The organism is Marinobacter sp. LA51, from assembly GCF_030297175.1.
Classification (GTDB): domain Bacteria; phylum Pseudomonadota; class Gammaproteobacteria; order Pseudomonadales; family Oleiphilaceae; genus Marinobacter; species Marinobacter apostichopi.
In genome coordinates this window covers 3,637,798-3,658,997 of the sequence record NZ_AP028070.1, presented here as the reverse complement: position 1 = coordinate 3,658,997, position 21,200 = coordinate 3,637,798, and the positions used below count along the sequence as shown (strand labels likewise).

Sequence of the window (21,200 nt, the reverse complement as noted above, 5' to 3'; positions counted from 1 at the left end):
CTGATCGCCGTCATCCCGGATTCTGGTCTAGTATGGGAGCTGCACTCGACTGATAAGGATACTGGTTATGAATAAGTTAAGAATGCTCGCCGTGGCCCTGCTGACGCTCTGCCTCGCCGGTCTGGCGCAGGCTGCAGACGGACTTATTGTGGTCAAGAGCAACCACAGCGTGGTCGCGACTGCGGATAAGCTGGAGTCGGTGCTGGGCGAGAAGGGGATGACGGTATTCAATCGCATCGATCATGCCGCTGGAGCCGAATCAGTAGGTAAGCAACTGCGCCCCACCGAACTGGTGATCTTTGGCAACCCGAAAGTCGGCACCCCGTTGATGCACTGCAGCCAGAGTGTGGCGGCGGATCTGCCGCAGAAAGCATTGGTCTGGGAGGATGAAGGTGGACAGGTTTGGCTTGGCTACAATGACCCGGCCTACCTTAAGGCCCGTCATGGCCTGGAGGGCTGCGACAAGGTGCTGAATAAAGTCAGCAAGGCATTAGCCAATTTCGCTCAGGCGGCGACTCGCTGACCCCGGTAGTCCGTCAGATCTTGCCAAAGAAACAGTTACCTAAAACATATATTAAAGGTGCTACAGGTGTGTCAGGCTGCCTTTCTTATATTTTGGTAACGGTAACTGTTGTATGGCTTCTCGCGGCAAGAAAGCAAATCGCCCCCTCTGGCACCCGTCGTTTTGGGGTTCCTGGTCTCTGGTGTTTGTGCTCTGGCTGTTGTCGTTTTTGCCGATGGCAGCGAAGCAGCGCTTTGGCAGCTGGCTGGGGCGGTTGCTGGCGGGCAAACTGAAATCACGGGCCCGAGTGGTCGATGCCAACCTGGCGGCCTGCATGCCGGGGCTGAGCAAAGATGCCCGGGCTGAGCTGTTGGAAGACACCTTTGTGGCATCGGCGCGTGGCTTTCTGGAAAGCACCCATGCCTGGTGGCGCAATATGGAGCCCTACTGCGCGTCAGCGTCGGTGTCCGGCACCGAGCATCTGGAAGAAGCCAAGGCGCGCGGCCAGGGCGTGTTGCTGATCGGTGGTCACTACAGCATTTTCGATTTCGCCTTGCCCCTGATTGCCTGTCACCTGGACAAGCCCGGTTACATGTATCGTCCCAATAACAACCCGGTCATCGACCGCATGATTGAACGGGGTCGTCGCCGCCATTTCAATATTCGGCCATTTACCAAGCGCAAGCTGAGGCCCATGCTCTCGTACCTGAAAGAGGGCGGTCAGGTCTGGTTCGCCTGCGATCAGGATTTTGGCAAGAAATCCGAACTGTTTGCGCCGTTTTTCGGGGTCAACGCCGGCTGCATCACCTCGCCCAGCTACATCGCCCGGGAATCTGGCGCGGCGGTTATCTGCGTCAGCCACCTGCGGATGCCCGACGGCCATTACCGGGTCGTGTTTTCGCCCATCCAGCAAGGCTTTGGCGAAGATCCACAACAGGATGCCGAAACCTGGAACCGCTATATCGAAACCACCATTCGTGAGCAGCCGGACCAATACTTGTGGTTGCACAAGCGCTTCAAAACCCGCCCAGAGGGCGCGGTCAGTATCTACTGAATCCGCCAAAACCAACCTCTGCAGGCGCCCGCCATAGCGCGGGCCCCTGCTGTAAACACCTATGGCTAATTGATGGGGGCTCTGTTACTGTGCCCGCATCCTGCCTCTAGGGATTCCGCAATTTCCGGCGTAACGCCGCCATGCGAACCATCCATACGACCTGTCAGAGGACGTCACCCCGTTAACGGCGCGTGACCGTAGTCGTCTTTTTCTCCATGCCTGTGCATGGTATCTGCCCGCATTCGCCGACGAATGGTGTTCGTGGAGGCAGAACAATCAAGAGTTGATCCAATATGAGCTTTTCTTCACTCGGTCTGTCCGAGCAGCTGGTCCGTGCCACGTCCGATCAGGGCTACGATACGCCTTCCCCGATTCAGGCCCAGGCCATTCCCGCAGTACTGTCCGGCAAGGACGTGATGGCTGCCGCCCAGACCGGCACCGGCAAAACCGCCGGCTTTACCCTGCCATTGCTGCAGCGCTTGGCTGAAAAGCCCCGCACCGGAAAGGGCCCGCGCGCTCTGATCCTGGCCCCGACCCGGGAGCTGGCGGCGCAGGTGCACGACAGTGTAAATCTTTACAGCAAGTACATTCCGACCAAGGCCGCGGTGGTCTTCGGTGGTGTGAAAATCAATCCCCAGATGATGAAGCTGCGTAAGGGTCTGGACGTTCTGGTGGCCACTCCTGGTCGCCTGATGGACCTGTACCAGCAGAACGCCGTGCGTTTCGACGAAGTCGAGATTCTGGTGCTGGACGAAGCCGACCGCATGCTCGACATGGGCTTCATCCGTGACATTCGCAAGATCCTGGCGCTGCTGCCGGCCAAGCGTCAGAACCTGTTGTTCTCCGCGACCTTCTCCAACGAGATTCGTACCCTGGCTCAAGGCCTGCTGGACAATCCCGTTCAGGTAGAAGTGGCGGCTCGTAACACCGCGGCGGAGAGTATCAAGCAGTCAGTTTATCCCGTCGATCAGAGCCAAAAGACTGCGTTGCTGAGCAAACTGGTTCGGGACAATGCGTGGGAGCAAGTGCTGGTCTTCACCCGCACAAAGCATGGCGCCAACCGCTTGACCCAGAAGCTGGAGCGTGACGGCATCACCGCCGCGGCGATCCATGGCAACAAATCCCAGGGTGCCCGCACCCGCGCACTGGCTGAGTTCAAGCAAGGTGACATCCGGGTTCTGGTGGCGACTGATATCGCGGCCCGTGGCCTGGACATCAAACAGCTACCGCAGGTAGTGAACTTTGAGCTGCCGAACGTTCCGGAAGATTACGTGCACCGGATTGGCCGCACCGGCCGTGCCGGCGAGAGCGGGCACGCGTTGTCACTGGTCAGCGCTGACGAAGGTAAGATGTTGGCGGGTATCGAAAAACTGATCAAGAAGCAGTTGCCACGTAAGCAGGTGGATGGCTTCGAGCCGACCAACAATCTGCCGCTGAAGCCGAAGGCCAAGGCCGATCCGAGCAAGGCGCGTGGCCGCAATGGCAATGGTGGCGGTAACGGCAAGCCAGGTGGCAAGCCGCGCAGTTTCGGCGCCAAGCCCGGTGGTCGTAGCGGCGGTCGCAGCCAGAATGGCGGTGGCGGTCAGCGCAGCCGCGGAGCGCGTCAGGACGCCTGATAGCTCTCTGGCAAGCTGATTAGCAGTCTGATCAATAAGCAGGCACCAGGACGGTGCCTGCGGTCAGGCGGTGTTTTTCTTGTGCCCGGGCCGTGAGGCTTCCGGTACAAACACATCCCTTACGGACAGTGATTTGCCGTCCGCATTCTGCACCTCCACCGGAGGAATCGGTTGGCCGGTAGCCCGGTCCCGAAGATCCAAAGGTACTTCGTCAGGTGCGGGGTTCCACTTATCTCCCCATTGGCGCAACGCTACCACCACCGGGAACAGATCCCGGCCTTTCTCCGTCAGGCGGTATTCGAACCGCGATCCGTGCTCGCCCACATCGACCTTGCTCAATACCTGGTTGTCCACCAGCCGGGCCAGGCGATCACAGAGAATGTTCTTGGCAATGCCAAGCTCCTGCTGAAAATCGACAAAGCGCCGGGTGCCGTACATGGCATGCAACACGATCAGCAGCGACCACCAGTCTCCCACTTCATTAAGGGCGCGGGCGACGGAGCAATTGGAATCATCAAAACGTTTTCTAGCCATGTAGGGGAGTGTACCGAATAGGGTTGCATGTTAAAACCAAATTGAATAGGGTTGCTTTACGAAACCAAATTGATGAGGTCGCGACCGATGTTGTCGAGGCCTTGTTCACGTACGCCAAAGTGCGAGGAGTGTTATCCGATGTCCATGAATCTTGGTCCGCTTTTCCAACCATTTGAGCTTCATAACCTGAAACTGCGCAACCGTGTGGCGATGGCGCCCATGACCCGTAATTTCTCGCCGGGTAATGTCCCGAACGAGGACGTGGTCAGCTATTACCGTCGTCGTGCGGAAAACGGCGTGGGTCTGCTGATTACCGAAGGCACCACCGTTAATCACGCCGGTGCCAATGGCTATCCGAACGTGCCGGCGTTCCACGGCAATGCTGCCCTGCAAGGCTGGAAAGATGTCGTTGATGCCGTGCACGAGGCCGGCGGTGCGATCTTCCCACAGCTGTGGCACGTGGGTGCGGTGCGCAAGGAAGGCATCGAGCCGGATCCGTCAGTGCCGGGTTATAGCCCGTCCGGTCTGTTTGCCCCGGGCAAGCTCAATGGCAAGGCCATGACCAAGGACGACATCGACGACGTTATCACCGCCTTTGCCGATGCCGCCCAGGATGCCAAGGCGCTGGGTTTTGACGGCGTTGAGATCCACGGTGCCCATGGCTACCTGCTGGACCAGTTCCTGTGGGAAGGCACCAACCAGCGTGACGACGAATACGGCGGCAGCATGGAAAACCGACTGCGTTTCGTGGTCGAGATTGTTGAAGCGGTGCGTCACCGGGTTGGGCCAGAGTACCCAATCATGCTGCGCTTCTCTCAGTGGAAACAGCAGGATTACGAGGCCCGCCTGGTAAACAGCCCGGAAGAGCTGGATGCCTTCCTGCAGCCGCTGGTTGAAGCCGGTGTGGACATCTTCCACGCCTCCACCCGCCGGTTCTGGGAGCCCGAATTCGAGGGTTCTAACCTGAACCTGGCTGGCTGGACCCAGAAGCTGACCGGTAAGCCGACCATGTCCGTGGGCAGCGTTGGCCTGACCGAAGACTTCATCAGCGGCACCTTTGCCAGCAAGAAGGAAGCGGTCGAGCAGTCCGGTATCGACGAACTGGTTGAGCGCATGAACAATAACGAGTTCGAGCTGATCGCCGTAGGCCGCGCCCTGCTGCAGGATCCGGAATGGCTGGTGAAAGTGCGGGAAGGCCGGATTGGTGAGGTAGAAGCCTTTGCCAAGAAGTCCCTGACCAAGCTCTATTAAGCTTCCAGGTCCGAAAAGCCCCGGTTGTCCGGGGCTTTTTTGCGTCGGCCTGGTCGAAACCTGTCCGATTCGTAATCGCGCTCTGTGATAGATCTTCTATGATGTGTGCGTACCAATGATCGGTAGTATCACCGGAAGTATCAATTAAGGGGATTTGAGGATGTTCAGTTCTGCAGTATTGAAGATCACTGCCCTGGTGGCGGTGCTGACCCTGGCCGGTTGTGCCACGGTAGGCCGGGATTTCGCGACCCACAATGTGGAAGACATCACCGTTGGTGAGACCACCCGGTCCGACATCCAGACATTATTTGGTGAGCCTTGGCGCACCGGCGTTGAAGACGGTAAACGCACCTGGACCTACGGTAAATATCGCTGGTCGGCCTTTGGCGATGCGGAAACCACCGACCTGGTGGTGCGCTTCAATGCCGATGGCACCGTGTCTTCGTATGTGTATAACACCACCGAGTAAGCCGATGGTGATCGGGTGCCTGGCCAGCCCAGGCACCCGGATTCCTTCCCGCTAGCCGCGCAAACTGCTTACGAGCTTGTCGATACTCTCCTTGGCGTCGCCGAACAGCATGTTGGTGTTGTCCTTGAAAAACAGCGGGTTTTCCACGCCGGAGTAACCGGTGGCCATGCCCCGTTTCAGCACCACCACCCGGTGCGCTTTCCACACCTCCAGTACCGGCATCCCTGCAATTGGGCTGCCTGGGTCTTCCGCTGCCGCCGGGTTCACCGTGTCGTTGGCGCCGATCACCAGTACCACGTCGGTGTCCGGGAAATCGTCGTTGATCTCGTCCATCTCCAACACGATATCGTAGGGCACATGGGCCTCGGCCAGCAGTACGTTCATGTGGCCGGGCAGGCGACCGGCTACCGGATGAATGCCAAACCGCACGTTCACGCCTCGCTCGCGCAGCAGTTTGGTCATGTCACTGACCCCACTCTGGGCCTGGGCCACTGCCATGCCGTAACCGGGCACGATGATTACCGAGTCGGCGTTGCGCAGCTCCTCACAGACCTCATCGATGGTGGTTTCATGCACCGCCTGGTCCGGATCGGCGGCCGCCGAGCTACTGCTGGTCTGGCCGAAGCCGCCGAGAATAACGCTGATGAACGAGCGGTTCATGGCCTTGCACATGATGTAGCTGAGGATGGCACCGCTGCTGCCGACCAGGGCCCCGGTCACGATCAGCAGGTCGTTACCGAGCATGAAGCCGATGGAGGCTGCGGCCCAGCCGGAGTAGCTGTTGAGCATGGACACCACCACCGGCATATCGGCGCCGCCAATGGCCATGATCAGGTGAATACCCAGCACCGAGGCAATCAGGGTCATCAGCACCAGGGCGATTAGCCCCAGGGCCAGGCTATCGGTCTCAAGGAACCAGGCACCCAAAAAGACCGAGACGATCACCGCCACCAGGTTCATGGCGTGCCGGCCGGGAAGAGTCAGGGCCTTGCTGTCGATGCGGCCATCAAGCTTGCCGCAGGCGACCAGGGAGCCGGTGAAGGTAATGGCCCCAATGAAGACGCCGACGAACACCTCCACCAGTTTAATGGTGTGTTCGGTGCCGACGGTTACCTTGAGCGGTTCGATATAGCCGGCGAAGCCGACAAACACCGCCGCCAGACCCACGAAGCTGTGCAGCAGCGCCACCAGCTGTGGCATCTGGGTCATTTCCACCTTGTTGGCGATGGCGATGCCAACACTGGCACCAAGCAGCACCGCGATCACGATGGTGACCAGACTGCCCTCACTGACACTGGCCATGGTGGCGATCAGTGCAATGATGATACCGGCGACCCCGTAAAGGTTGCCGCGCCGGGCCGATTCCTGATGGCTCAGACCACCGAGGCTGAGGATAAACAACACGCTGGCGACCACGTAGGCCACGCTGACGAGTCCTGTGCCCATGGGCTGCGTCTCCTATTTGCGGAACATTTTGAGCATGCGATGGGTAACCCGGAAGCCACCACCCACGTTGATGCTGGCAATCAGCACGGCGACGAACGCCATGATGCCCACCGCGATATTCTCAGCCTGGGCCAGGTGCAGGATGGCCCCGATCACTATGATGCCGCTGATCGCGTTGGTGACACTCATCAGGGGGGTGTGCAGTGAGGGCGTGACATTCCAGATCACTTGCCAGCCGATGAAGCAGGCCAGCACGAACACCGTGAAGTGCCTCAGGAAACTCTCCGGGGCATGGGCGCCAACGCCATACAGGGCCGCCACAGTCACCAGCAGCAACGCACTCTTGCCAATCAGGCTGCGCCGGGCCGAATCCTTGCGTGCTGCCTCCTTCTGTGCCGCCGAGGGTTCCTCGGTGCCAGGTGGCGGTTGCGGGCTGACAGGTGCCTGGGGCTGCGGTGGCGGCCAGGTAACATCGTTGCCATGGACCACAGTCAGGCCACGGATGACGTCGTCGTCCATGTTCACCTGCGGCGTGCCGTCTTTTTCCGGCGTCAGCTCGGTCAGCAGGTGGAACAGGTTGGTCGCATACAGATCGCTAGCGACCTTGGCCATACGGCTGGGCAGATCGGTGTAGCCGATCAGGGTGACACCGTGTTTTTCCACAATCTGGCCCGGCTCGGTCAGCTCACAGTTGCCGCCGCGCTCGGAAGCCAGGTCGACAATGACACTGCCCGGTTTCATGGATTTGACCATGTCGGCTGTAATCAAACGGGGCGCCGGCTTGCCGGGAATCAGGGCGGTGGTGATGATGATGTCCACTTCTTTCGCCTGATCCGCGAACAGCGCCATCTCCGCCTTGATGAATTCGTCGCTCATCTGCTTGGCGTAACCGCCGGCGCCACTGCCTTCTTCCTCGCCAAAGTCCAGCTGCAGGAACTCGGCGCCCATGCTTTCGATCTGTTCCTTCACCTCCAGCCGGGTATCGAAGGCCCGAACGATGGCACCCATGCTGTTGGCGGCGCCTACGGCGGCCAGGCCAGCGACACCGGCACCAATCACCATGACCTTGGCGGGCGGCACCTTACCGGCGGCTGTCACCTGTCCGGTAAAGAAGCGGCCGAAATTGTTGGCCGCTTCGATAACTGCGCGATAGCCAGCAATGTTGGCCATGGCGCTGAGTGCATCCATCTTCTGAGCCCGGCTGATCCGGGGCAGGCTGTCGATGGCAAAGGCGGTGATGTTGCGGGCTGCGAGCTTCTCCAGCAGCTCAGGATTCTGGGCTGGCCAGAGGTAGCTGACCAGAAAACTGCCTTCCCGCATCAGGTCCACCTCGTGAGCCCCCAGGGTTGGGTTCTCCATCGGTGCCCGTACTTTCAGGATGAAGTCAGATTCCTGCCACAGGGATTTTGTATCGACGGCAATGCTGGCGCCCACCGCCTCGTAGGCTTCATCCCGGTAGTGGGCCGCCTCGCCGGCGCCCGCTTCCACGATGACCTCGTAGCCCAGGTCGATCAGCTTGTGCGCCGAGGGCGGAGTGACCGCCACCCGACGCTCGTCGGTGAATATCTCTTTGGGAATGCCCAGTTTCATAGCGCGTGCGTCCTCCGGTTGAACCGATGAAGCAAGTGTCTGATATACAGACTAGTTCAAGCTGGAAAACCTGCTCGGCTTCGGACGCTTTTGCGCGAGGCCGAGTCATTTGACGCGCCAGGGCCCGGGACCAGGCCTCTGGCTAGAGAAGGGGTTACTCTAAGGAGTTAGTTAGGCAACGAGCGTCCCGCCGTCCACCGCCAGGCATTGCCCGGTAATGTGGCGACCGGCCTCTGAGGCCATCAGCACTGCCGCGCCTTTGAGGTCTTCCTCGCCGCCAAAACGGTTCAGCGGGATGCGTTGCAGCATGTTCTCGCCCTGGGTTTCGAGCAGACCCTGGGACATCTTGGAGGGGAAGAAGCCGGGGCACAACGCGTTCACGTTGATGTTGTAGCGGCCCCATTCCGACGCCAGCGCCCGCGTGAAGTTCACTATGGCACCCTTGCTGGTGTTGTAGGCGATGGTCTGCATGCCTTCCGGGTTGCCAGACAGGCCGGCGATAGAGGCAATGTTGATCACCTTGCCGGTCTTGCGCGGAATCATGCAGCGCTTGCCCACGGTTTGGGTCAGGAAAAAACTGGCATTCACGTTCAGGTTCATCACCTTCATCCAGCCTTCGGCCGGGTAGTCTTCGGCGGGCGCGCCCCAGGTAGCGCCGGCGTTGTTGACCAGGATATCGATGTCACCCAGTTGTTTGACCACCTGATCGACCACCGTGGGGATTCCCTCCAGGTTGCCCAGATCGGCGGCAATGGTTACCACCTTTATGCCCAGGCTTTCCAGGTGCTCCTTGGCGGCATCCAGTTCGTGCTGCTTGCGGGCACTGATGGCAACGCTGGCGCCCAGTTCACCCAGAGCCTCGGCCATCTGCAGGCCCAGGCCACGGGAGCCACCGGTAATAAAGGCGACCTTGCCGGTCAGGTCCAGTAACTGTTTTACACTCATTGTCAGTTCCTTTTCGTTATCCGTTAATCCGATGCTGCCGGAATCAGGCGCTGGCGGCCAGCAGGCCATCGCTGACCTGGGCCAGGTGATGGTCGGCGTCGCCGAACAGCAGGTTGATCAGGGTCAGGCGTTTGAACAGGTGCGCGGCAAACATCTCGTCGGTCACGCCCATGCCGCCGTGCAGCTGCACGCCTTCCTGGCCCACATAGCGAGCGGCCTGGCCGACCAGAGTCTTGGCCATGGATAGGGCTTCTCGGCGTTGCGCGCGTTGGTCTGAGTCGGCTTCGGTGGCGGCCAGGATGGCCATGGATCTGGCCTGTTCGGTCTGGATAAACATATCCGCCATGCGGTGTTGCAGTACCTGGAATTTGCCGATGGCCACGCCAAACTGCTTGCGGGTCTTGATGTAGTCCAGGGTGGCGGCGTTCATGGCTTCCATGGCGCCCACGGCTTCGGCGCACAGGGCGGCAATACCCAGGTCCACGGCTTTCTCGATGGCAGGGAAGGCATGATTGAGGCGGCCAACCAGCTGGCTGGCGGAAACCACGACATTGCTGAACTGGATCTCTGCCGTGCGGTGGCCGTCGTGGGTGGAGAAGTCGTTGATGGTGACGCCTTCGGCCGTGGTATTGACCAGGAACAGGGAAAGACCCTGTTCATTGTCACCGGTACCGCTGGTGCGGGCTGAGACAATCAGCTGCTGGGCCTGGCCGCCGCTGAGGACCGCGGTCTTGGTGCCGCTGATCCGGTATTGGTCGCCGTCCGCCTCGGCCTTGGTGTTGACCTGGCTCAGGTTATATCGGGCACCGGGTTCGCTGTGAGCGAATGCCATCAGCCGTTCACCACTGGCGATGGCAGGCAGGAGCTCGGCTTTCTGGGCCTCGCTGCCTTGGTCGCGGATCAGACCGCCGGCCAGCACCACGGTGGCCAGGTAGGGCTCGACCACCAGGCCGCGGCCGAAGTTTTCCATCACCACCATGGTGTCCACGGCGTTGCCACCGAGGCCGTCGTAGTCCTCCGGGAAGGTAAACCCGAGCAGCCCCATCTCGGCCAGTGCGGCCCAGGTGGCGGGATCGGTGCCCTTGCCCGATGCGATCACTTCAGCGCGCCGTTCGAACCCCAGTTCGTTGGTGACAAAGCGGCGCAGGGAATCGTTCAGTATCTGCTGTTCTTCGGTCAAATCAAAATTCATAACGTTTCTCTCCAAGCTGCCGGATGGCTCACAGCCCCAGCACGAGCTGGGCGATGATGTTGCGCTGGATCTCGTTGGAGCCGCCAAAGATCGAAAGTTTGCGCATGTTGAAGTAGTCGCCGGCGGCGGGGGTGGCGTCAACGGAGCCGACCCGGGGCCCGTTGTAGTCCAGCTCCAAGGCATCCGGAATATGGGCAATGGCATCCTGGCCGGTGGCTTCCATCAGCATTTCGAACAGGCGCTGGCCAATCTCGGAGCCACGGATTTTCAGGATCGAGGCCTGTGGTCCTGGGCCGCGTTTGTCGGTCAGCACTCGCAGTACGGTCAGTTCCAGGGCCCGGAGTTCGGTGTCCAGCTGGGCCAGGCGGTCGCGGAAGCGGGTGTTTTCGATCAGTGGCCGCTGGCCGTCCTGTGCTTCCCGAGCCACTTGTTTCAGGCGCTTCATCAGCGCCTTCCACTGGCCGACGTTGGCAAGGCCGGTGCGCTCATGCCCGAGCAGGAACTTGGCGTAGGTCCAGCCCTGGTTTTCCTCGCCGATTAGGTTTTCCGCCGGAACTTTGACGTTGTCGAAGTAAACTTCGTTAATCTCGTGTTCGCCATCAAGCATGATGATCGGGCGCACTTCGATGCCGGGGTTGTTCATGTCGATCAGCAGGAAGGAGATACCCTGTTGCGGCTTGCCCTCGGTGCTTGTGCGTACCAGGCAGAAGATCCAGTCGGCGTGCTGGCCCAGGGTGGTCCAGGTTTTCTGGCCGTTGACTACGTAATGGTCGCCTTCGAGCTTGGCGTTGGTGCGCAGTGAGGCCAGGTCTGAGCCGGAACCCGGCTCGGAATAGCCCTGGCACCACCAGTCTTCACCACTGAGAATGCCGGGTAGGAAGCGTTCTTTTTGCTCGTCGTTGCCGAAGGTCATGATGACTGGAGCGACCATACGCAGGCCAAAGTCGAGCTGGCGGGGTGCGCCGGCAAGGGCACATTCTTCTTCAAAGATCAGCTGTTCGATCGGGCTCCAACCCGGGCCGCCGAATTCTTCCGGCCAGGTGGACGCACCCCAGCCTTTGTCGAACAGGATTTTCTGCCAGCGCTCGGTCATGGCCTTGTCGGGGCGCAGGCTTTTCTGGACCCGCTCGCGGATGTCGGCGGGCAGGTTGTCTTCAAGAAACTGGCGAACGTCGGCGCGGAAGGCCTCTTGTTCGAGGGTGTAATTTAGATCCATGTTGCACCTCTTGTCTGGTGGCTGAGGTAGATGGTTTTGACTGTTGGAGCTGTCTGAAACTTTTACTGCCGGGTCTGAAACTTCGGTGGAGGCGCCGAATGGGTATCCCCTTTCAAAACACGCTCCTTCGGCCCATCCATGGGGCGCTTGGGCTCCGCCATCCATGGCTCCGCACAGTTTTGAAAGGGGATACCCATCCGACGCTTCGAGTGTGTTCGGGCCTGCCATTGCACGCAGCTCGGGGTGGCCGTTGGGAGTGGGTGTCCAAAACCGTGCGGAGCCATGGATGGCGGAGCCCGAGCGTCACATGGGTTCGGCCGAGCGCTTATGAAGCGAAGCTTCATGCGACAGCCGAACGACCGCAATCTATGATTGCGGGCCGGACCCCGCAGGGGTGCCGAAGGAGCGAGTTTTGGACACCCCTACCTGACAGGCGCTCGCACCGTACGATTCAGGCTAACAATCAGGCCACCTCAAACAGGCCAGCAGCACCCATACCAGTGCCCACGCACATGGTTACGACAACGTATTTCACACCGCGACGCTTGCCTTCGATTAGCGCATGACCAACCAGGCGCGAGCCGGTGGTGCCGTAGGGGTGGCCGACCGCAATGGCGCCGCCGTTAACGTTCAGGCGGTCCATGGGGATGCCGAGTTTGCGCTGGCAGTACAGAACCTGAACTGCGAAGGCTTCGTTCAGCTCCCACAGGCCGATGTCGTCGACGGTCAGGCCGGCGCGCTTGAGCAGCTTGGGTACGGCGAAGACCGGGCCGATGCCCATTTCGTCCGGCTCACAGCCGGCCACGGCGAAGCCACGGAAGATTCCGAGCGGGGTGGCGCCGCGTTGCTCGGCCACTTTGCTGTCCATCAGGACGCAGGCCGAGGCGCCGTCGGAGAACTGGCTGGCGTTACCAGCGGTGACCACGCCGCCTTCCATGGCCGAGCGGATCTTGCTCACGCCTTCCAGATTGGTGCCCGGGCGAATGCCTTCGTCCTGGCTGACGGTGACTTCCTGGCTGCTGAGCTGGCCGGTGGCCTTGTCGGCGACGCCCATGGTGGTGGTGATGGGTACGATTTCGTCGTCAAACTTGCCGTCCTGGCGAGCCTGATCGGCTAGGTTCTGACTGCGCACACCGTACTCGTCCATGTCTTCTTTCTTGATGCCGTAGCGCTTGGCGACGGTTTCGGCGGTATCGAGCATGGACCAGTAGAGTTCCGGCTTGTTCTTCGCCAGCCAGGGTTCCATGAAGTAGTTCTGGTTCACGTTGGCCTGCACGGTGGAGATGGATTCCACGCCGCCAGCGACCATGACTGGGACTTTATCCACCGCAATGTGGTGCGCGGCCATGGCGATGGCCTGAAGGCCAGATGAGCAGAAGCGGTTGATGGTGGCGCCGCCAACGGTAACGGGCAGACCGGCACGGATGGCGCCCATGCGGGCCACATCGTTACCGGTGGAGCCTTCGGGCAGGGCGCAGCCCATCAGCACGTCTTCGATTTCGTTGGGGTCGACTTTGGAGCGCTCAACCGCGTGCTGGATGGCGTGGCCGGCTAAAGTAGCGCCGTGGGTCATGTTCAGGCCGCCGCGCCAGGATTTGGCCAGGGGCGTACGGGCGGTGGATACGATGACAACATCATTGGACATAACAATTCTCCTCAGCTCGGAGCGGCGGCTTTTCGATAAGGGATGCGCCGCTCCGGATCAATTCGTGGACCGGTTACTTGGCGTCAAAACCCTTGCCTTCCTCGGCGCGCTTGGCCAGCAGGGCCGCCGGCTCCCAGAAACCAGGCTGGGTGTGACGGTCTTCGGTGAAGGCCTGCATGGCGCGAACCACGTTCGGCAGCCCCACTTCCTCGGCGTAATGCATGGGGCCGCCGCGGAAGACAGGGAAGCCGTAACCGGTCAGGTAGACCATGTCGATGTCGGAGGCGCGCTGGGCGATGCCTTCGTCCAGGATCTGGGCGCCTTCATTGACCAGGGCGTAGACGCAGCGCTCGACGATTTCCTGGTTGCTGATCTTGCGTGGGGTAATGCCCAGCTCGGCGCGAACTTCGTCCACCACCTTGTCCACTTCCGGATCGTGCAGGGCGTTCCGGTTGCCCGGCTCGTAACGGTAGAAGCCAGCACCGGTTTTCTGGCCGTAGCGGCCCATTTCACACAGGCGGTCGGCCACGACCATCTTCACCATGTCCGGGTTTTCCTCGTACTGGCGCTTACGGATGGCCCAGCCGATGTCGCCGCCGGCCAGATCGGCCATGCGCAGCGGGCCCATGGCAAAGCCGAATTTCTCGATGGCCTTGTCGATCTGTTGCACGCTGGCGCCTTCTTCCAGTATCAGCAGGGCTTCGCGCTGGTACTGGTTGATCATGCGGTTGCCGATAAAGCCGTCGCACACGCCAGAAACCACGGCGGTCTTCTTGATCGCCTTGGCCAGCTTCATGGCGGTGGCCAGTACGTCTTTGGCGGTTTTCTCGCCACGCACCACTTCCAGCAGCTTCATGATGTTGGCCGGGCTGAAGAAGTGCAGGCCGATGACGTCTTCCGGACGCTTGGTGAAGCTGGCGATCTTGTCCAGGTCCAGGGTGGAGGTGTTGGAGGCCAGAATGGCGCCTTGCTTACAGACCTCGTCCAGCTTCTCGAACACGGACTGCTTCACGCCCATTTCCTCGAACACTGCCTCAATTACCAGATCCACGTTGCTCAGGTCGTCATAGGTTAGCGAAGGTGTCAGCAGTGCCATCTTGGCCTTGGCGTCGTCTTCGCTCATGCGGCCTTTCTTGACCCGGCTTTCATAGACTTTCTGGATCGCGGCCACGCCCCGGTCCAGGCCTTCCTGCTTCATCTCCACCAGGGTGACCGGAATGTCGGCGTTCAGGAAGTTGATGCTGATGCCAGTGCCCATGGTGCCGCCACCGATGACACCGACCGATTTGATGTCGCGGATCGGGGTGTCTGATGGCACGTCGGCGATCTTGCTGGTCAGGCGCTCGGAGAAAAACGCGTGACGCAGGGCACGGGATTCCGGCGTCTGCATCAGGTTCAGGAAGGCTTCGCGCTCAACTTGCATGCCCTTGTCGAAGGGCATGGTCACTGCGGCTTTGACCGCATCCACGCATTTCAGCGGTGCCGGGTAGTTCTTGGCCATGGCGCCCACAGTGTTGCGGGTGAACATGAAGAAGCCTTCCGGGTTGGGATGCTTGGCTTTCAGGTCGCGTACTTTTTTCAGTGGCAGGTTTTCGCTGACCACCTTGGTGGCATAGGCAACTGCTACGTCGAACAGTTCGCCGTCGACGATCTCGTCAAACAGCGGGCTGCCCTTGAACTGCTTGGCCGGAACCACGCTGCCGGAGACGATCATATTTACGGCATGCTCGGCGCCGATCAGACGCGGCAGACGCTGGGTTCCACCGGCGCCCGGCAGCAGGCCGAGTTTCACTTCCGGCAGGGCAATCTGGGCGTCCGGCTTGGCAATGCGGTAGTGGCAACCCAGCGCCAGCTCGAGGCCGCCACCCATGCAGGCACCGCTGATGGCGGCGATCACCGGCTTGCGGCTGCTTTCCACATAGTTGATGACGGTGTTGAGATTCGGCTCGGCCGTGGCCTTGTCGGTGCCAAATTCACTGATGTCGGCACCGCCGGAGAAGGCACGGTCGGAGCCGATCAACACCACGGCTTTCACGGCGTCATCGGATTCCGCCTGACGGATGCCGTTCACAATGCCCTGGCGCAGTGCCAGGCCCAGGCCGTTTACCGGCGGATTATCGAGTCGGATTACGGCGACATTGCCGTGCACATCATAATGGGCGGTACTCATGTGGCAGCTCCCTGGTACAGACATCGTTGTGATTAAAGGCGATCGAACGTAACTGACGGTGATCGGCGGTGTAGGAAGTGATGTCTTGAAAACTCCATACACTGGTGTATTGTTTTTCCGTACACTAATGTATGTTTTAACATTGGTCAACGGTTTCAGAGCTGACGCTTCCGTTGATGTAGAATGCTGATGCAGCCCCAATCCGACCGACAGAGCAGGACCCGATTCCGCAATGAGTGAAGCCAGTACCCCCAAACGCCGAAGTGCGTCGGAGAAAAAGCAGCTGACCCGCGACAACTGGCTCGACGCCGCGGCTGGAGAAATCGCAGCCGGTGGTTTTGGTCAGCTGCGGGTACTGACACTTGCCAAGAAGCTCGGGGTTACTCGGGGCAGCTTCTACTGGCATTTCCGTGACCATGAAGATCTGGTGGTCAGTTTTCTGGACCGTTGGCGCGACCGTCGATTGCATGAGCTGCAATACTGGGAGCCCAAGGGCGGCGATGTCGAAACCGAGCTACGGCAGATTCTGGAGCTGTTGCTTACCGATGCTTCTCGCAACATTCGTCGCCTGCAGGTGGAGCTTGCGGTACGGGACTTTGCCCGCCGCAACGAGTATGCCGCCGAGCTGGTAACCCAGGTGGATGCCGCCCGGATCAACCAGAACTGCACTTTGTTCCAACGCCTCAGCAGCGATCCGCAACACGTTAAGGATCTGTCGCTGCTACTGTACGTGGCTACCATCGGCTCCCAGGTGGTACTGACCGGCAAGAAAGGCGATGAAGCCACCATTCAGCGCATTGAGGACCTGATGGCGCGGGTGGTGCTGGGGCAGCGTGATGAACCTTAACCGCTCCCTGCTGGCGGCACTGGTGCTTGCAATGGCCAGTGGCGTCGTCGTGGCGGAAGAGGTGTGCTCGGCGTCGGCCACCACCGATCTGGAGCGTCTGTATTGCGACGTAGTGGCCCAGGGTGGCGGTCAGGGGTTACCTTCCCAGGCCGATTTCCGGCGCAACCAGCCCCAGGTGCAGGCGCTGTTATTGCGTCGGCCGGCGAAACGGCTCGGCCTTTCGGTGCCAGCGGTGACCACTGAACCAGCCCAGTCAAAGCCTGCGCCCGCGTCACAGGCTTCGACCAAGCCACCGAAACCTGAACCGGAGCAAGCGGATTCACAGCCCACGCGGTTTGACCAATTGGCGGACTGCGCCCTCAAGGGTGAGCGCATCGTCTGCCCGGATCGCCAGTTCAAATTGGCGTTGAACCAGCCCAACCGTGCGCTGGCACCGGGAGTGCTGGAGGATCAGAACCGCCTGGGCTTGCGCCCGTTCCAGGGGGATCGGAGCGATGAACAACAGGTTCGGGCTTATCTTTCCGGTGCCTACGACCGCTATATCCCGAAAATGCTGGCCATTGGCCTTGGGGCCAACACCATGAGCTTTACCGCCTTTCACAACGCCTTCCACACCCTGGAGGATGACGGCGTCGATTTTGCCGAGCGTATGGAGCGAACTTTTCAGTTGCTGAAACAGGACAAACTGAATCTGACGGTGCAGGCCCGCTACCATGATCGGCTGCCGGAGAATCTGGCGTTGTGCGAGGTGATCAATCCCGACATCATCGTGTGTGACAATGTGGCGACTAACTGGGTCTTTGTCAGTCGCACCCAATGAGGGTGGTCTAAACTTTTGGGTGCCTGGCCACAAGGCCGGATACGTTCACTTCCTTACGGCAAAAAATACCGAGAGTCTCTAGACTTAGCGCCCTTCATCAACCGTCGGAATGCCCGGAATGCTCGAAACCTTTTTCTCCACCTACATCAGCAGCACGATTCGCTTTTTGTTCCTGCTGGCACCGTTTTTCGTGGTCACCATGTTTCTTGCGCTTACCCGGGGTCTGCCGGCGGCGGAGAAGGCGTCGATCATCCGGCGCGCCTGCATTTCGGCGTTTGTGCTGGGCCTGGTGCTGTTTTTTGCCGGCCCGCTGCTGTTCAGCGCCGTGGGCATTACACTGAACTCGTTCCGGATAGGTGCCGGTAGCCTGCTGTTCCTGACGGCCATCAGCCTGGTCACCAGTGGTACCCGTAACCACGCCACCGGCCTCCCGGAAGAAGACCGCGACGATATCGCGGTGGTGCCGCTGGCTATTCCGGTAATGATCGGCCCGGCTACCATTGGTGCCATCCTGGTCTACGGCGCCGAGCTCAAGACCGCGCCGGAAGTGATCGGCGGGCTGTTGGGGTTGGTGTCGAGCCTGTTTATCCTGGGTGTGTTGTTGCGCCTGTCGGGTTACCTGGAGAAGGGCCTGGGGAAAACCGGCCTGAACATCCTGTCCAAGATCAGTGGCCTGATCCTGTCGGCCATGGCGGCCGAGATTGTGTTGACCGGTATTGCCGGTTTCATGGCCTCCACTTAGGATAAGCGGGCATCTGCTGTCTCAGGCCCGAGTGAGTCGTATGTCGTTTAACACCATTGAACACAATCGGACACGCCAGAACTTCGATGGCGTGTCCTCCATCTGGCTCTTCGGCTATGGGTCGTTGATCTACAAAGTGGATTTCCCGTTCCTGGAGCAGCGTCCCGCCAGTATCCGTGGCTGGGAGCGCCGGTTTTGGCAGGGCTCCCACGATCATCGGGGTACGCCGGAAGCGCCCGGGCGGGTGGTTACTCTGATCGAGAGTCCTGATGCCCGCTGCAAGGGCATGGCTTACCGGGTATCACCCAAGGTGTTTGAACACCTGGATGTGCGCGAGAAGAATGGCTACCTGCGCTTCGCCACCACCATGACTTTTGATGATGGCAGCCATGGTGAGGGCCTGGTGTACATTGCCACCGAAGACAATGAAGCCTTTCTGGGGCATGCCCCGGATGCTGACATTGCCCGGCAGATTGCCGGCGCCACTGGCCCCAGCGGCGCTAATTCCGATTACCTGCTGCGCCTGGCCGATTCTCTGCGTAAATTGGGCGCAGATTGCCCGCACACCTTTGCTATTGAAGATCATCTTCGCTCTGGCACCGAGCATCCTTCCCGATAAGCCCCTGACGCCGCACTGCCTGCGCCAGGGGTTGTTGTGATTACTGGTTACCTTCAGCTGCCCACTGCACTTTGCCACCGTTGAAGCCCCGTGCGGGCTCCCGGCGCCGTTGCTGTAAGCCGATCAGGAGCAGCGGAATCACGATCATCAGGCTGCCCGCGAGGAACCACAGGTCTGGCACTTCGCCAAAACCGACCCAGCCAATGCCTACCGCCCAGATCAGGCCGGTGTACTCGGCGCTGGTCACCTGATTGGCGTCTACCTGGCTATAGGCCAGCAGTACCGCAATGTTGTAACCGAGGATGAACAGTGCAGAGCCCATGGCGCTGACCAGGATGGTTGGGTCCCAGCTGGCGCCTTCCCACCAGGCCAGGGCACCGGCTGCCGGCAGGATCAGCAGGTAGTTCAGGAACAGCTTGTGCACGGTGGACTGGGCCTTTGGCAGCTGGCGCACCATGACGGCGTTGATTGCCAGCGCAAAGGCGGAGGCCAGGGCGGCAATGACGGCCCAGTTAAAGTCCATTGGGCGCAGGATCACGATAATGCCGGCGAAGCCGCTGAATACTGCGGTTACGCTCAGTGGCGTCAGCCGTTCCCGGAACAGCATCACCGACAGCACCATCACCAGGATAGGTGCGGCGTAGAACACGGCGTTGGCGGTGGCCAGTGGCAGGTTTACCAGGGCAATCACCATGCAGATGATGCCTGCCAGGTGAATGTGGGCCCGAAACGCATGGATCTTGAAGCCTGCAAACAGATGCTTGCGATCAAGCTGACCGGCCAGGGGCAACAACAATACCAGCGTGATCAGGCAGCGCAGGAAGGCAAACTGGAAGACCGGGGCGCCGGGCTCCAGCAGCTTGATGAAGACATCGGAGATCAACGCCATGGCGTTGCCAAGAACCAGCAAAAGAATGGCACTGTTGACGGTTTTGCCGGACATGTTTTTTCCTCCCTTGTCTTCTGGTTGGGTGCTAAAGCCCGGAGAGGATAGGGCTCCCGAAAACCGCTGCGAGTACATCCATGTACGCTTGCTCTACGCCATCCTTGGCTACGAGCATTTTCGGCAGCCCTATCCTCTCCGCGCTTTCTGAACTGGTGATGGGAGTCTATTTGGGTTTAAATATCCGATAAAATGATGTTTATTCACTACTCATTAGAAAATTAGATAATGAAGCTGCCACCCCTGAAATCACTGCCGGTCTTCGAGGCCGTCGCCCGACTCAACAGCTTTTCGCTGGCTGCCGATGAACTGGCGGTTAGTCAGAGTGCGGTCAGTCATCAGATGAAACAGCTGGAAACCTACCTGGGGGAAAAGCTGTTCTGGCGCAGTGGCCGCACCCTGACGCTGACCGATGAGGGTCGGCAGTACCTGGAAGGCATCAGTTCAGCACTGCTGCAGATCGAGCGGGCCAGTGAGCAGTTGCTGGGCCATGAGGAGTCGCGGTTGCGGCTGTCGGTGTTCAGCTCCTTTGCGGTGCGTTGGCTGGTGCCGCGGCTGCCGGATTTGCAGCGGTTGCACCCGCAGGTGGAGCTGGCGCTGGAGATGAGTTCGGAGAACCCGGTGCTGTCGGATCGGGTGGCGGACTGTTTTATTACGATCCACAAGAATTCAACGGCGTACAGTTACGAGCCGCTGTATGTGGAGCGGCTGTTTCCGGTCTGTAGTCAGGATTACTGGCAGAAAATCCGGCGGGAGTTGGGTCGGGAGGATCCGGAGGCGGCGGATCTGCCGCTGTCACCGGAGGAGGTGGCGCGGTTTCCGTTGTTGTCGACTCACAGCATTTTCGAGAAGGCCGCGGGAGACTGGCAGGCCTGGTATCGGGCGGTGGATCTGGGCATTCCGCCACAAGCTCGGATCCAGCATTTCAGTCACATGCTGCTGGCCCTGGAGGCGGCCCGGTTTCATCAGGGCATCGCCCTGACCAACGACTACATGTTGAGTACGCGAAAGGATTCCGAGGATTTTGTCCGGTTGCCCTGCCATCCGGTGATGACCGGCGACGAGTTTTTCTTTGCCTGGAAGACCAGCCGGCGCAGCGAGCGCGGTTTGCAGTTGTTGCGCCGATGGTTGGTGGATGAGGCAATCCGGGGCGGCTTGCGGGGCGAGTAAGGGCATTGAATCCGGCACCTATGGTCATGAACCAGTGTTAACACCGATGAACTCAATGCCGTGTTAATTTACTGGAATCGCAATAGGCAAGGAGTTTTAGACTGTGAAGACCGTACTGACATTCGCACTGCTAGGTATAATGCTCGCAGCTGGGCCGGTCATGGCCAAGTCGCCTCACGATGGCCAGTTGCCGCCGGGGCTGCAGAAAAAGGTTGAGCGAGGCGAGCCCTTGCCTCCGGGTTGGCAAAAAAAACTGAATTACCGGAAAGGTGATTACTTTGATCGGGATTTGCTGCGTTACGGTGACATCCGTGACCTCGGCGGCTATCGTCAGCGCGTGGAAATAGAAGACCGGGTCTACACGATCATAAAGGACACCCGGGAAATCATCGATATCCTTAACCAGTAAGTTGGGCAGTGAACGGACCA

At 59.9% G+C, this 21,200-nt stretch carries 20 protein-coding genes; 11 read left to right on the top strand and 9 right to left on the bottom strand.

Features of this window, described 5'->3' with window-relative positions:
- Nucleotides 1–67: 67 nt before the first annotated feature.
- The 3 genes from QUE89_RS16840 (at nucleotide 68) to QUE89_RS16830 (ending at nucleotide 3,172) form a co-directional block, all read left to right on the top strand.
- Complete coding sequence (locus tag QUE89_RS16840; protein WP_286221175.1) at nucleotides 68–523, top strand: DUF302 domain-containing protein; 456 nt, start codon at nucleotides 68–70, stop codon at nucleotides 521–523.
- A gap of 112 nt (nucleotides 524–635) precedes the next feature.
- Entirely contained in the window at nucleotides 636–1,556 is a 921-nt protein-coding gene (locus tag QUE89_RS16835) for a lysophospholipid acyltransferase family protein (protein ID WP_286221174.1), read from the top strand.
- Nucleotides 1,557–1,849: 293 nt separating this feature from the next.
- On the top strand, nucleotides 1,850–3,172 hold the full coding sequence (locus QUE89_RS16830; RefSeq protein ID WP_041342990.1) for a DEAD/DEAH box helicase: 1,323 nt from the start codon (nucleotides 1,850–1,852) through the stop codon (nucleotides 3,170–3,172).
- A gap of 63 nt (nucleotides 3,173–3,235) precedes the next feature.
- Here the strand turns inward: QUE89_RS16830 and QUE89_RS16825 are convergent, their stop codons facing one another.
- A complete protein-coding gene (locus tag QUE89_RS16825) occupies nucleotides 3,236–3,706 on the bottom strand; it encodes a winged helix-turn-helix transcriptional regulator (RefSeq protein WP_286221173.1) in 471 nt (156 codons plus the stop codon).
- A gap of 138 nt (nucleotides 3,707–3,844) precedes the next feature.
- On the opposite strand from QUE89_RS16825, the gene QUE89_RS16820 reads away from it, so the two are divergent.
- A complete protein-coding gene (locus tag QUE89_RS16820) occupies nucleotides 3,845–4,957 on the top strand; it encodes an NADH:flavin oxidoreductase (RefSeq protein ID WP_286221172.1) in 1,113 nt (370 codons plus the stop codon).
- A 160-nt stretch (nucleotides 4,958–5,117) separates the two neighbouring features.
- The gene (gene bamE / locus QUE89_RS16815) at nucleotides 5,118–5,426 is read left to right on the top strand and encodes an outer membrane protein assembly factor BamE domain-containing protein (RefSeq protein WP_286221171.1); all 309 of its coding nucleotides are present in this window, start codon (nucleotides 5,118–5,120) and stop codon (nucleotides 5,424–5,426) included.
- 51 nt (nucleotides 5,427–5,477) lie between these two features.
- Here the strand turns inward: bamE and pntB are convergent, their stop codons facing one another.
- The 7 genes from pntB to QUE89_RS16780 form a co-directional block, all read right to left on the bottom strand.
- On the bottom strand, nucleotides 5,478–6,872 hold the full coding sequence (gene pntB, locus QUE89_RS16810) for a Re/Si-specific NAD(P)(+) transhydrogenase subunit beta (RefSeq protein WP_286221170.1): 1,395 nt from the start codon (nucleotides 6,870–6,872) through the stop codon (nucleotides 5,478–5,480).
- 12 nt (nucleotides 6,873–6,884) lie between these two features.
- A complete protein-coding gene (locus tag QUE89_RS16805) occupies nucleotides 6,885–8,462 on the bottom strand; it encodes a Re/Si-specific NAD(P)(+) transhydrogenase subunit alpha (protein ID WP_286221169.1) in 1,578 nt (525 codons plus the stop codon).
- Nucleotides 8,463–8,633: 171 nt separating this feature from the next.
- Nucleotides 8,634–9,407 (bottom strand): SDR family oxidoreductase, encoded by a 774-nt coding sequence (locus QUE89_RS16800; protein WP_286221168.1) that lies wholly within the window; start codon nucleotides 9,405–9,407, stop codon nucleotides 8,634–8,636.
- A 43-nt stretch (nucleotides 9,408–9,450) separates the two neighbouring features.
- Nucleotides 9,451–10,599: an acyl-CoA dehydrogenase family protein gene (locus QUE89_RS16795; RefSeq protein WP_286221167.1), complete on the bottom strand. Its 1,149-nt coding sequence runs from the start codon at nucleotides 10,597–10,599 to the stop codon at nucleotides 9,451–9,453.
- Between the two features lie 28 nt (nucleotides 10,600–10,627).
- A complete protein-coding gene (locus tag QUE89_RS16790) occupies nucleotides 10,628–11,815 on the bottom strand; it encodes an acyl-CoA dehydrogenase family protein (protein ID WP_286221166.1) in 1,188 nt (395 codons plus the stop codon).
- 463 nt (nucleotides 11,816–12,278) lie between these two features.
- Complete coding sequence (locus QUE89_RS16785; protein ID WP_286221165.1) at nucleotides 12,279–13,460, bottom strand: acetyl-CoA C-acyltransferase; 1,182 nt, start codon at nucleotides 13,458–13,460, stop codon at nucleotides 12,279–12,281.
- 73 nt (nucleotides 13,461–13,533) lie between these two features.
- Nucleotides 13,534–15,630 carry a 3-hydroxyacyl-CoA dehydrogenase NAD-binding domain-containing protein gene (locus QUE89_RS16780; RefSeq protein ID WP_286221164.1) on the bottom strand — a complete coding sequence of 699 codons (2,097 nt, stop codon included), beginning with the start codon at nucleotides 15,628–15,630 and terminating at the stop codon, nucleotides 13,534–13,536.
- Between the two features lie 232 nt (nucleotides 15,631–15,862).
- Here QUE89_RS16780 and QUE89_RS16775 point away from each other — a divergent pair, with 232 nt between their 5' ends.
- From QUE89_RS16775 to QUE89_RS16760, 4 genes are all read left to right on the top strand, one after another.
- Nucleotides 15,863–16,477: a TetR/AcrR family transcriptional regulator gene (locus QUE89_RS16775; RefSeq protein ID WP_041343013.1), complete on the top strand. Its 615-nt coding sequence runs from the start codon at nucleotides 15,863–15,865 to the stop codon at nucleotides 16,475–16,477.
- Nucleotides 16,467–17,297 carry a hypothetical protein gene (locus QUE89_RS16770; RefSeq protein ID WP_286221163.1) on the top strand — a complete coding sequence of 277 codons (831 nt, stop codon included), beginning with the start codon at nucleotides 16,467–16,469 and terminating at the stop codon, nucleotides 17,295–17,297. The genes QUE89_RS16775 and QUE89_RS16770 overlap by 11 nt, the downstream gene beginning before the upstream one ends.
- Before the next feature lie 118 nt (nucleotides 17,298–17,415).
- Nucleotides 17,416–18,039: a MarC family protein gene (locus tag QUE89_RS16765; RefSeq protein WP_286221162.1), complete on the top strand. Its 624-nt coding sequence runs from the start codon at nucleotides 17,416–17,418 to the stop codon at nucleotides 18,037–18,039.
- A 40-nt stretch (nucleotides 18,040–18,079) separates the two neighbouring features.
- The gene (locus tag QUE89_RS16760) at nucleotides 18,080–18,658 is read left to right on the top strand and encodes a gamma-glutamylcyclotransferase (protein WP_286221161.1); all 579 of its coding nucleotides are present in this window, start codon (nucleotides 18,080–18,082) and stop codon (nucleotides 18,656–18,658) included.
- A gap of 40 nt (nucleotides 18,659–18,698) precedes the next feature.
- On the opposite strand, the gene QUE89_RS16755 is transcribed toward QUE89_RS16760, so the two are convergent.
- Nucleotides 18,699–19,601: a DMT family transporter gene (locus tag QUE89_RS16755; protein WP_286221160.1), complete on the bottom strand. Its 903-nt coding sequence runs from the start codon at nucleotides 19,599–19,601 to the stop codon at nucleotides 18,699–18,701.
- A gap of 228 nt (nucleotides 19,602–19,829) precedes the next feature.
- Between QUE89_RS16755 and QUE89_RS16750 the strand changes: the two genes are divergently transcribed.
- Together QUE89_RS16750 and QUE89_RS16745 are read left to right on the top strand one after the other, a co-directional pair.
- Nucleotides 19,830–20,771: a LysR substrate-binding domain-containing protein gene (locus tag QUE89_RS16750; protein WP_247845134.1), complete on the top strand. Its 942-nt coding sequence runs from the start codon at nucleotides 19,830–19,832 to the stop codon at nucleotides 20,769–20,771.
- 103 nt (nucleotides 20,772–20,874) lie between these two features.
- On the top strand, nucleotides 20,875–21,180 hold the full coding sequence (locus QUE89_RS16745; RefSeq protein ID WP_286221159.1) for a hypothetical protein: 306 nt from the start codon (nucleotides 20,875–20,877) through the stop codon (nucleotides 21,178–21,180).
- The last annotated feature ends 20 nt before the right edge of the window (nucleotides 21,181–21,200 follow it).